The organism is Intrasporangium sp. (assembly GCF_036566125.1).
Taxonomy (GTDB): Bacteria; Actinomycetota; Actinomycetes; order Actinomycetales; family Dermatophilaceae; genus Intrasporangium.
On record NZ_DATCWX010000154.1, the window covers coordinates 1 to 11,018 of the forward strand.

An 11,018-nucleotide genomic window follows, 5' to 3' on the forward strand; every position below is an offset into this window, starting at 1 on the left:
CGCCCCGCCAGCCCCGCCGGCCATCGGTGGGTGCGCTGAATTCGTTGAGTGCGTGGGCTGTAGACGGTGACCTCAATGGGACAGGACCTTGTCCCAATCCGTACAGCGCTCCATGCCCTGACCACCTACCTTCGAATCAACAGCCCGTCGAGCCGTCAAAGGGCAGACGGACCAGCCGAGCGATCTCGCGCCAGGACGCGGTCGCCGTCGGCGCGCCGCCCGCGCTCGGCCCTCCTCTCACCCCAGCTACCAAGGATCTCCACCATGCTCAACCTCTCCGTCCTGCTCGAGGACAGCGCCAACCGCCACCCGGACCGCGATGCGGTCGTGCTGGGCGACGTCCGCCTCGACTACCAGACCCTGAACGCCCTCGCCAACCAGATCGCGAACCTGCTCGTGAGCCGCGGCATACGGCCCGGTGACAAGGTGGCGCTGTCCTGCCCGAACCTGCCCCACTTCCCAGCCGTCTACTACGGGATCCTCAAGACGGGCGCAGTCGTCGTGCCGCTCAACGTGCTCCTGAAGGGGCGTGAGGTCGCGTACCACCTCGACGACTCGGACGCGAAGGCGTACCTGTGCTTCGAGGGCACACCCGAGCTTCCCATGGGCGCTGAGGGCTGGGCCGGCTTCAACCAGGCCGGCAGCTGCGAGACGTTCTTCGTCATCACCGCGTCGCCAGGGGCCGACTCGCCCATCGACGGCGCCGAGACGCTCGGAGCGGCGCTGGCCGATCAGCCCCCGGCCTTCGACACCGCCGTCACCGGGCCGACGGACACTGCCGTGATCCTCTACACCAGCGGGACGACCGGCCAGCCGAAGGGCGCGGAGCTGTCGCACGCCAACCTGCTGTTCAACGCCCTCACGTGCAATCGTCAGTTCGGCGCTGCCGACCACGAGGTCCACCTGGTCACGCTGCCGCTGTTCCACTCATTCGGCTCAACGGTGCAGATGAATGCGGGTTTCGCCGTCGGCGCGACGATCGTCCTGCTGCCCAGGTTCGACGCGGACAAGGCCGTTGCGCTACTGCAGAAGGAGAAGATCACCTTCTTCGCCGGAGTGCCGACGATGTACTGGGGGCTGCTCGGCGCCCTCACCGACGACGTGGACGTCGACCTCATTGCGACGAACCTCCGGATCGCGGTCTCCGGGGGCGCCAGCCTCCCCGTGGAGATCATCCGTCAGTTCAAGGACCGCTTCCACGTACAGATTCTCGAGGGTTACGGGCTGTCGGAGACGTCGCCGCTCGCGACCTTCGCTGACCGGAACCGCGCACCACGTCCCGGCTCGATCGGCGTGCCGATCTGGGGTGTCGAGTGCCAGCTCGTCGACAAGAACTGGAACGTCGTCGAGGGCACGGACACGATCGGAGAGATCGCGATCCGTGGCCACAATGTCATGAAGGGCTACTACAACCGCCCGGAGGCGACCGCTGAGGTCATGCGCGACGGCTGGTTCCGCACGGGCGACCTCGCCAGGCGTGACGAGGACGGCTTCTTCTACATCGTCGACCGCGCCAAGGACATGATCATCCGCGGCGGCTTCAACGTGTATCCCCGTGAGATCGAGGAAGTGCTGATGACGCACCCCGATGTCTCGCTGGCAGCCGTCGTCGGCGTCCCGCACGACTCGCACGGCGAGGAGGTCAAGGCATTCGTCATCCGCGAGCCCGGGGCCGAGGTGTCCGCACAGGAGCTGCTGTCCTGGGGAAAGGAGCAGATGGCTGCCTACAAGTACCCCCGCGTCGTCGAGTTCGTCAGCACCCTGCCGATGACCTCTACCGGCAAGATCCTCAAGCGCGAGCTGGCGGTGGACTGATCCCATGACGATGACTGTCAGCCGTGAGGTGGAGGTCCTCAAGCGGCCCCGACCGGCCTGGCTCAACGCCGTGCTGGGCTTCGCTGTCCTGGCACTCGGGCTCGGTGGGGCGATGCTCGGTCACCGGCTCGTCCCGCAGGTCGGCATCCTCACGTGGTCGATTGGCCTGGGCGTGGCCGCCGCAAACCTCGGGCTGCTTCCCCGGACGGGGACGCGACAGCTCGGGCAGGTGACGAAGCGGCTGCTCCGGGTCGGCGTCGTCCTGCTCGGGTTCTCAGTCTCCTTCGCGTCCATCAGCGCACTCGGTCTGCCGGTGATCGCGGTCGTCGCCGTGAGCCTGGTCGGGACCCTCGTCTTCACGACCTGGCTCGGGCGCCGGATGGGCCTGAGCCCGGCCCGCAGCCTGCTGATCGGCACCGGAACCGCCATCTGCGGCGCCTCGGCGATCGCAGCGATGGAGGAGACCGCTGCTGGCGACGAAGAGGACGTGACCGTCGGGATCGCGATGGTGACGCTCTTCGGGACCTTGGCGCTGATCCTGCTTCCCCTGCTCCAAGGACCCTTGGGTCTCACCGGTCTTCAGTTCGGCGAGTGGGCGGGGGCGAGCGTCCACGAGGTGGGCCAGGTGGTGGCTGCCGCAAGTCCCGCCGGGGCGGCCATCGTCGCAGTCGCGATCGTCGTCAAGCTCACCCGTGTCGTCATGCTGGCCCCGGTCGTGGCCGTCGTCAGCGTGCTGCAGCGGGTCACGTCGCCGGCTCGCGTCAGCGGGACCAGGCGTACGCCGCTGGTGCCCCTCTTCGTCCTGGGATTCCTTGCCTGCGTGGCGCTCCGGAGCACCGGGGTGATTCCCGAGGCCGTTCTCGGGGGGATCGCCCAGGTTCAGGTGGCCGCACTGGGCGCAGCCCTGTTCGGGATGGGCTGCAGCGTGAAGATCGCATCGCTCCTCCGCGGGAGCGGGGCCGCCCTGGTCGTGTCAACCCTGGGAACTCTCTTCATCAGTGGAGTCTCCCTGGCCGGAATCCTTCTCGTCACCGGCCGCTGAATCTCAAGGTAGGAACCCATGCAGAGAGCAAGAAGGCCGCTACGCGGTGGAGCCGGTGATGTCGTGACCACGAACCGGGACGACACAACAGCCCACCATCGGCAACGGACCCAGATGTACCTCGTGAACGGCTCGTCGGCCGAGAAGCAGACGCCCGGCAACAGCGCCGGTGCCCTCGTCACCGCGTTGGCACGGACTCCTGACCTCGTTCACCGGAGCGGCTCGTTGGCCCTCGATGTTGCAGCGGCCGTGACGGGCCGGTCGACGATCGAGCCGGAGAGGGGCGACCGGCGGTTCACTGACCCCGCATGGTGCTCGCACCCGGTCTACCGAAGGCTCAGCCAGGCGTACCTGGCGGTCGAGCGGGCCATCGGCACAGCGGTCGAGGACGCTGACATCGACTGGCCCACCCGGGAGCGGGCACGGTTCGCCGCCGGCATCCTTGCCACCGGCCTGTCCCCGACGAACACGCTCGTCGGCAACCCGACCGCGCTCAAGCATGCCTTCGACACCTTCGGGATGAGCCTGGTGCGTGGCGGACGCAACCTGGCAGCCGACGTCAAGCACAACCGGGGAATGCCGCGACAGGTGGACTCCACGCCCTTCGTCGTCGGCGAGAACGTCGGTGCGACAGCGGGGCAGGTCGTGTTCCGCAACGAGGTCCTGGAGGTCATCCAGTACTCGCCCACCACCGCGACGGTGCGCAGCGTGCCTCTGTTGGTCGTCTGGTCGGTCATCAACCGCCACTACATCCTGGATCTTGCCAAGGACCGCAGCTTCATCGAGTACGCGCTCGGCCAGGGGCTGCAAGTGTTCGTCACCAGCTGGCGCAATCCCGGCCCGGAGCACGGCGACTGGAACCTGGACACGTATGCGCAGGCGTTGCTGGACGCCACGGACGCGATCCGGCAGATCACCGGTTCTGAGCAGGTCGGCACAGTCGGTCTCTGCGCCGGTGGCCAGCTGCTCGCCGCTGTCATGGCGCACCTCACCGCGATCGGCGATGACCGGATTGCGTACGCGGGCTTCGGTGTCAGCCAGCTCGACATGGCGGTGCCCAACGTTGCGGGACTCGCACTGCACCCCGCGCTGCATACCGCCGCGAGACTGGGCACCGAAGCCACCAATGTCGTCGACGGCCGGGCCATCGCCGCGATCTTCTCCTGGCTGCGGCCGAACGAGCTCGTCTGGAACCAGTGGGTCAACAACTACCTGTTGGGACAGGACCCGCCGCAGCACGACATCCTCGCGTGGAACAACGACACGACACGCGTGTCGGGCGCCCTTCAGCGTGACCTGCTGGACATCGCCATGGACAACCTGCTGGCGACGCCTGAGGGGCTCACCGTACTGGGCACGCCAGTCGACCTCGGCGCCGTCGGCGCCGATACCTACGTCGTCGGCGCCGAAACCGACCACCTCGTCCCCTGGCAGGGCGCGTATCGCACCACCCAGCTCTTCGGCGGCGACTCCACCTTCATCCTTTCGGGCGGCGGGCACATCCAGCACCTGGTCAACCCTCCTGGCAACCCGAAGGCGCACTTCCGGACCGGACCCGCCGTCGGCCTGGACGCCGAGCGCTGGCTCGCGGGATCGGACAAGCACCAAGGCTCCTGGTGGTTGCACTGGGCCGAGTGGGCACGGGCCAGGTCGGGCGACGAGCGCCCGGCTCCGAAGAAGCTGGGCAGCCGGCGACACCGGCCGATCGAGGCCGCACCGGGTCGCTACGTGAGGGAGCGATGAGCACCGACACGACCCACGTCATCGAGGGGCTCGGGACCCGAGTGCAGGTTCGTGGCGAAGGACCGCCCCTGCTGCTGATCGGCGGCCTGTGGAGCCAGGTGCCGATGTGGGACGACGTCCTGCCGTTCCTGCACGGGTTCAGGACCATCGCCTTCGACCCGCCTGGTATCGGCAGCACCGCCCTGCCGCAGCGGCCATACTCGGTGCGAAGCCTCGCGCGCTTCTCGTCCAAGGTCCTCGATGCGGTCGGTGTCGAGCGCGCGCACATCTTGGGCGTGAGCCTCGGCGGGGTGGTCGCGCAGGAGCTGGCCAGGTCGTTTCCCGACCGGGTTGACCGGCTCGTTCTTGTCTCGACCGGGCCCGGCAACATCGGGGTGCCCGGCAGGCCGGACATCTTGGCGCAGTTCGCGAGACCGAAGGCATATGCCGACCTGGGGGCCCTCGAGCAGCAGGCCGGCCGTGTGTTCGGCGGCCGGTTACGCCAGCAGCCAGAGCTCTTGCACGAGATGGACCTCAGGCCGCCCGCCCATCTGAAGGCTTGGATGTTCCGACTCGCCGGGACCGCGGGATGGAGCAGTCTTCCCTGGCTGCACCGGCTGAGGATCCAGACCCTCGTCGTGCATGGCGACGACGACCCGATCGTGCCGCTGGCGAACGCCCGCGTCATCGCCTGCCTGATCCCGAACGCCCGCCTGGAAGTCGTGAACGGCGGAGGTCACCTCCTGCTCCTCGACAGCGCGTCGGACGTGCTCCCCGTCATCACCGACTTCCTCAATCGACCGACCCACTGACCCTCCTTCGACACACCCCACCGCGAAGCCGGACCGGCTCGCGCCCATCGCCCAGAAAGGTGCCCACCATGAAGCCCACTTCGACCTTCGACCTGTTTCAGATCTCAGAGGATCACGAGGCGCTCCGCGAGGCCGTCCGCGCCGTCGCAGAGGACAAGATCGCTCCGTACGCCGCGGAGGTGGACCGGACCGCCTCGTTCCCCACCGCGGCATACGACGCGCTCGTCGCCTCCGACTTCCACGCTCCGCATGTGCCGGAGGCGTACGACGGTGTCGGCGCGGACGCCGTCGCCTGCGCCATCGTCGTCGAGGAAGTCGCGCGGGTGTGCGCCTCCTCGTCCCTGATCCCCGGAGCGAACAAGCTGGGCAGCACGCCACTGATCTTGGCCGGCTCCGAGGAGCTCAAGCTGAAGTACCTGCGCCCCTTGGCCAACGGCGCCACGACGTTCTCCTACGCCTTGTCCGAGCGCGAGGCTGGCAGCGACACCGCCGCCATGCGGACCCGAGCCATGGCCGACGGCGACGACTGGGTGCTCAACGGCCAGAAGTCCTGGATCACGAATGCCGGCTTCTCCGAGTACTACACCGTCCTCGCGGTGACCGACCCCGACGGCAAGCGCGGCTCGAACGTCAGCGCCTTCGTGGTGGAGAAGTCCGACGCCGGCTTCTCCTTCGGCGAGAAGGAGAGGAAGCTTGGCATCAAGGGCTCACCGACGCGCGAGCTCCACTTCGACAGCGTGCGGATCCCCGGTGACCGGATCATCGGCGAACCCGGCGAGGGGCTGAAGATCGCCCTGCGCACGCTGGACCACACCCGCGTCACCGTCGGCGCGCAGGCGGTCGGTATCGCGCAAGGCGCCCTCGACTTCGCGCTGGACTACGTCAAGGAGCGGAAGCAATTCGGCAAGCGGATCGCCGACTTCCAGGGCATCCAGTTCATGCTCGCGGACATGGCGATGACACTGGAAGCAGCACGCCACATGGTGTACGTCGCGGCGGCCAAGTCAGAGCGCAACGACGCCGACCTGTCCTTCTTCAGCGCCGCTGCGAAGTGCTACGCCTCAGACGTGGCCATGCAGGTCACTACGGACGCCGTGCAGCTGCTTGGTGGCTACGGCTTCACCGAGGACTTCCCGGTCGAGCGCATGATGCGAGACGCCAAGATCACGCAGATCTACGAAGGCACGAACCAGATCCAGCGCGTCGTCATGGCGCGCCACCTTCTCGAGATGCGCTAAGGCTCGCCACCCGGCGATCGCCTGACCAGAACGACAGCCGACAGGAGCACCGGCATGATGATCTGTCACTGCAAAACCGTCACCCACCGATGTGTCGATCGTGCGGTCAGGGAGGGTGCCCGGACCTTGGCGCAGGTCTGCCGCGACACGGGCGCCGGCCAGGACTGCGGCATGTGCGTGTTCTCGGTCAAGAGTGAGGTTCAGGCGAGCGCCCTCGCCTTGGGCGTCGCGGACCCCGCCTGAGCGGCAACTCGCACGTGGGGAGATGCCGTATGCCGCTGGGCTCGCTCCCAGCCCGGCGCTCGGCTCCGCACCTCCCGCCCTCCTTGAGTGTGCTGAGTGCGCGCCGGACAACATGGCCGGGGGCTCGGTGGCACGATGAGGGATGGCCGACCTTCCAACCCGAGCGCTGACGAGGGGCTTTCGGCTGGCTGCGGTCCCGGCCGGGTTCGTGGGCCGTCGGGCCCTGGGTCTCGGCAAGCGGCTTGGTGGTCGGCCGGCTGAGGTGATCGCTGAGGAGGTGCAGGCGCGCACGGCTGAGCAGCTGTTCAGTGTCCTCGGGCAGCTCAAGGGTGGAGCGATGAAGGGTGGGCAGTGGCTCTCCGCGATGGAGGCGGCCCTGCCCGAGCAGCTCGCGGGACCGTATGGTGAGGCGCTGACCAAGCTGCAGGAGGCTGCTCCCGCCATGCCCGTGCGGACGGTCCACCAGGTGCTTGCCGAGCAGCTGGGCCGCGACTGGCGCAGCAGGTTCGTCGAGTTCGACGACCAACCTTCGGCTGCGGCGAGTATCGGTCAGGTGCACCATGCGGTGTGGCGGGACGGCCGCGAGGTCGCCGTGAAAGTCCAGTACCCCCACGCCGGAGAGGCACTCGCGACCGATCTTCGACAGCTGGACCGGCTCGTGCCGGTCTTGCGGATGGCAGCACCAGGCATCGATGCCGGGGACCTGTTCAGCGAGCTGACTGCCCGGATCATGACTGAGGTCGACTACGAGCAGGAGGCCGATGCACAGGCGGCGTTCGCCGACGTCTTTCGCGACGACCCGGACTTCCGGGTGCCGGACGTGGTCGACGTCGCAGCACATGTCCTCGTGTCCGAGTGGGTCGATGGCAGCTCGGTGGCGCAGATCGCCCGCCGCGGTACGAAGGCCGAACGTGACCGGGCCGGGCTGTTGCTGTGCCGGTTCCTGCTGTCCAGTCCACCGCGGGTCGGTCGGCTGCACGGCGACCCTCACCCGGGCAACTTCCGGCTCCTCCACGACGGGCGGCTCGCGGTCGTCGACTTCGGCTCGACCCTGGCGATGCCGGCCGGATGGTCGCCCCGTCTGGCGGCCCTCCTGCGCGCTGGACGCGACCGCGACGCCGACCGGCTCATCGAGGTGGCGAATGCGGCGGGGCTCGTTCGTGGCGGCGAGGTGACCGCCGAGGCGCTGCTCGACCTGGTGGAGCCGCTGCTTGAGCCGCTCCGAAACGAGCGCTTCACGTTCACCCGAGCCTGGATGCGGGGCCTGACCACGCGGTTCTCCGACCCCAGGTCGGTCATCTCCCGCACCCAGCGAAGGCTCCACACCCCGGTCCGCTATCTGCTGGTTCAACGGGTCGCGGCCGGCACCACCGGAGTGCTGTGCCTCCTCGGCGCCTCGGTACCGCTCTCGGCTGAAGCGGCTGAGTGGGTCCCCGGCCTCGATCATGGTGACGACTGAACGCTGCTCATCACTGCGCCGCCTGTAGAGGGGGCGGCACGCGGTCCGCGGTGAGATAGTTGCTGGCATGCGCGCGATCCGTGCGGCGCATGCCTTCGATGGCATCCGGTTCCTGTCCGGCGATGCGACTGTCCTGCTGGATGGCGACCGGATCGTTGGCCTCGAGACTGGCCGGGTCGACGTGCCGGACCGCGTCGAGGTGACGGAGTACGACGGCACGGTGCTGCCGGGGCTGATCGACGGCCACACCCACCTCGTCGCCGACGCCACCTTGGGAGGGCTGGAGCGCGCCGGGGCGATGCCGGGCGAGACGATCGACCTGGTCATCGAGGACTCGCTGCGCGCTCACGCGCGGGCGGGGGTGACGACCGTGCGGGACCTGGGCGACCGCGACTTCCGCACCCTCGCCTTCCGGGAACGGGACGGTCTGCCACGCGTCGTCGCTTCGGGGCCACCCCTCACGACTCCGGGTGGACACTGCCACTTCCTCGGGGGAGCGGTTGAAGGGGACCTGCGTGCGGCGGTCGCCCAGCACGCCGAACGCGGCGTTGACGTCATCAAGGTGATGGCATCGGGTGGGTTCGCGACGCCGGGGACGGACCAGATGGGAGCCCAGTTCACCGTCGCCGAGCTCGCCGAGCTGGCCGACGAGGCGCACGCCGCGGGCCTACCGCTCGTGGCGCACGCCCACTCGCTCATCGGCATGCAGAACGCTCTGGCGGCAGGCGTCGACGGGATCGAGCACTTCAGCGGCCTGACCCCCGAGGGCCCGCGGATCGATGACGACCTTCTGGACGAGGTGGCCCGCCGGGGCGTTTACGTCGACCTCACCATGGGCAACGACCGCGCCTTCCACGCGCTGATGCCCGCACCGCCACCCCAGTTCGCGGAACTCATGGCGCGGCTGGGCATCCCCAGCTTCGACGCCTTCTACCTGTCACGGATCGGGGTGTTCAGACGTCTGCGCGAGCATGGGGTCGCCGTGATCACCGGCGTGGACTCCGGCATGGGCCCGGCCAAGCGCCACGGCAACGCGTGGCGAACGGTCGGGGAGTTGGTCCAGGGTGGCTACACCGTGGCCGAGGCCCTCGCAGCCGCGACCTCGGTGGCCGCGGAGGCGTGCGGCTTAGGGGGAGAGACCGGCCGGCTGGCCCAGAGGTATGCCGCCGACGTACTCATCGTGGATGGCGATCTTTCCCTGGACGTCTCGCTCCTGAGCAGCCCACGTGAGGTGCTGGTCCGCGGAACCCGGGTCGACCTCGCCTAGCGAGGTTGGCAAGGCTGCCCCTGGCTGTGCGGCCGGAGGGCGCCGAGGGCCCCCAAGACCCACAGGATTCTCCCAGCCGCAGTCCCTTCTCCTACTCAGCGTGGTCGTCCACAATCGACTGCACGATCGAATGATTCGCAGCGCGTGTCCGGGGGATCACCTCCACTGCCCGATCTCGAAAGGACGCGTCACATGGTGTCCCTCGTGGCAGCGGAGGGTGGTGCCGGGGCGTATCTCGACTGGGGCGTCGTCCACATCTCCATCGCCAACCTGCTCATCATCCTGCTCATGATCGTCGTGTTCTTCGCGGTGCTGCTCATCCCCTTCCCGAAGCCGCCGAGCGAGCGGGCGACCGATCCACCCAGGGGCGCCGAGGCGCCCGACCGTGCGGGGGTGGACCGATGAGCTCCACGACGTGGACCGAGCGTGTGCGGGCGCGGATCGAGCACACCGTCCCGCCCGGCGAGGCGCTTCCTGACCACCAGCCGGCATACGTCTCGTCGTGGATCTACGTGTTCGGGGTGCTCACGCTCGCAGCATTCGTCGTCATCGTCGTCACGGGGTGCGTGCTCAGCCTCGGTGGCGTCGACTGGCGGCACACGTCGACCACCGGCCACTTCGTCAACAGCCTGCACCTCTGGTCGGTCGAGCTCTTCTTCTTCTTCTTCTTCATGGTCATCCACCTGTGGGGCAAGTTCTGGATGGCGGCCTGGCGCGGTGGGCGTGCCCTGACCTGGGTCACCGGGGTCGTGGCGTTCCTTGCCTCGATCGCTACGGCCTTCACCGGCTACCTGATCCAGACAAACTTCGACAGCCAGTGGATCAGCACCCAGGCGAAGGATGGGCTCAACTCGGTCGGGATCGGGGCCTACTTCAACGTGCTCAACACCGCCCAGATGGTGCTCTTCCACGTTGTCCTGCTGCCCATTGCCGTCGGCCTCATCGCAGTCGTCCACGTGATCCTCGTGCGCCGCAAGGGCGTCGTGCCACCGATCGACGCGCAGGAGCCGGTCGCATGAGCACACGCGCGCGACGTCGTCATGCCGCCCCCACCGCCGACTCGCACACCTTCCCGACGCGGCGCTATGACCTGGTCAAGGAGTTCGTCCTCGCACTCGTGGGCGTCGTCGTGCTCACCGTCGGCCTCGCCATCGCATTCGGCTCCCCCGACGAGAGGGCAATCTCCTTGCAGGACTGGGCCAAGGCGGCACCAAACGATGTCGTCGCGACGGCCGCGGCAGAGCTGTCCGGAGACAGCGGCACGGCCGGCTACGGGCCGCCCTACAACAACGCCGCCGAAGGGCAGAAGCTCCTGGGCATCCCGCTGCAGAAGTGGGCCGGGGTCACGTACCCGATCGACGCGGCGAATGACTTCGTGATCAACCCGCTCAAGGCCGTTGAGGGCGGCGATCCGGCCCTT

Annotated in this window: 10 protein-coding genes and 1 pseudogene; all 11 read left to right on the forward strand. The window is 68.3% G+C overall.

Features of this window, described 5'->3' with window-relative positions; all coding sequences use genetic code 11:
- The first annotated feature begins 264 nt into the window (after window positions 1-264).
- Entirely contained in the window at window positions 265-1,815 is a 1,551-nt protein-coding gene (locus VIR15_RS09170) for a long-chain-fatty-acid--CoA ligase (RefSeq protein WP_331927171.1), read from the forward strand.
- Window positions 1,816-1,819: 4 nt separating this feature from the next.
- Complete coding sequence (locus VIR15_RS09175; RefSeq protein WP_331927172.1) at window positions 1,820-2,857, forward strand: YeiH family protein; 1,038 nt, start codon at window positions 1,820-1,822, stop codon at window positions 2,855-2,857.
- Between the two features lie 63 nt (window positions 2,858-2,920).
- The gene (locus VIR15_RS09180) at window positions 2,921-4,600 is read left to right on the forward strand and encodes a PHA/PHB synthase family protein (RefSeq protein ID WP_331927173.1); all 1,680 of its coding nucleotides are present in this window, start codon (window positions 2,921-2,923) and stop codon (window positions 4,598-4,600) included.
- A complete protein-coding gene (locus VIR15_RS09185; protein ID WP_331927174.1) occupies window positions 4,597-5,391 on the forward strand; it encodes an alpha/beta fold hydrolase in 795 nt (264 codons plus the stop codon). The genes VIR15_RS09180 and VIR15_RS09185 overlap by 4 nt, the downstream gene beginning before the upstream one ends.
- Window positions 5,392-5,459: 68 nt before the next feature.
- Window positions 5,460-6,629, forward strand: a complete 1,170-nt coding sequence (locus tag VIR15_RS09190; RefSeq protein ID WP_331927175.1) for an acyl-CoA dehydrogenase family protein — start codon at window positions 5,460-5,462, stop codon at window positions 6,627-6,629.
- A gap of 57 nt (window positions 6,630-6,686) precedes the next feature.
- The gene (locus VIR15_RS09195) at window positions 6,687-6,872 is read left to right on the forward strand and encodes a (2Fe-2S)-binding protein (protein ID WP_331927180.1); all 186 of its coding nucleotides are present in this window, start codon (window positions 6,687-6,689) and stop codon (window positions 6,870-6,872) included.
- A gap of 142 nt (window positions 6,873-7,014) precedes the next feature.
- A complete protein-coding gene (locus VIR15_RS09200; protein WP_331927176.1) occupies window positions 7,015-8,331 on the forward strand; it encodes an ABC1 kinase family protein in 1,317 nt (438 codons plus the stop codon).
- A 67-nt stretch (window positions 8,332-8,398) separates the two neighbouring features.
- Complete coding sequence (locus tag VIR15_RS09205) at window positions 8,399-9,598, forward strand: amidohydrolase family protein (RefSeq protein WP_331927177.1); 1,200 nt, start codon at window positions 8,399-8,401, stop codon at window positions 9,596-9,598.
- Window positions 9,599-9,790: 192 nt separating this feature from the next.
- Entirely contained in the window at window positions 9,791-10,003 is a 213-nt protein-coding gene (locus VIR15_RS09210) for a hypothetical protein (RefSeq protein ID WP_331927178.1), read from the forward strand.
- Complete coding sequence (locus VIR15_RS09215; protein ID WP_331927179.1) at window positions 10,000-10,617, forward strand: cytochrome b N-terminal domain-containing protein; 618 nt, start codon at window positions 10,000-10,002, stop codon at window positions 10,615-10,617. The genes VIR15_RS09210 and VIR15_RS09215 overlap by 4 nt, the downstream gene beginning before the upstream one ends.
- Window positions 10,614-11,018: pseudogene (locus VIR15_RS09220) on the forward strand (hypothetical protein); the annotation flags it as partial. The gene VIR15_RS09215 and the pseudogene VIR15_RS09220, both read left to right, overlap by 4 nt.

Coding starts and splice junctions, on each gene's coding strand:
- VIR15_RS09195 (WP_331927180.1), top strand. CDS start 6,687: ATGATCTGTCACTGCAAAACCGTCACCCACCGATGTGTCGATCGTGCG.
- VIR15_RS09185 (WP_331927174.1), top strand. CDS start 4,597: ATGAGCACCGACACGACCCACGTCATCGAGGGGCTCGGGACCCGAGTG.
- VIR15_RS09210 (WP_331927178.1), top strand. CDS start 9,791: ATGGTGTCCCTCGTGGCAGCGGAGGGTGGTGCCGGGGCGTATCTCGAC.
- VIR15_RS09175 (WP_331927172.1), top strand. CDS start 1,820: ATGACGATGACTGTCAGCCGTGAGGTGGAGGTCCTCAAGCGGCCCCGA.
- VIR15_RS09200 (WP_331927176.1), top strand. CDS start 7,015: ATGGCCGACCTTCCAACCCGAGCGCTGACGAGGGGCTTTCGGCTGGCT.
- VIR15_RS09170 (WP_331927171.1), top strand. CDS start 265: ATGCTCAACCTCTCCGTCCTGCTCGAGGACAGCGCCAACCGCCACCCG.
- VIR15_RS09190 (WP_331927175.1), top strand. CDS start 5,460: ATGAAGCCCACTTCGACCTTCGACCTGTTTCAGATCTCAGAGGATCAC.
- VIR15_RS09205 (WP_331927177.1), top strand. CDS start 8,399: ATGCGCGCGATCCGTGCGGCGCATGCCTTCGATGGCATCCGGTTCCTG.
- VIR15_RS09215 (WP_331927179.1), top strand. CDS start 10,000: ATGAGCTCCACGACGTGGACCGAGCGTGTGCGGGCGCGGATCGAGCAC.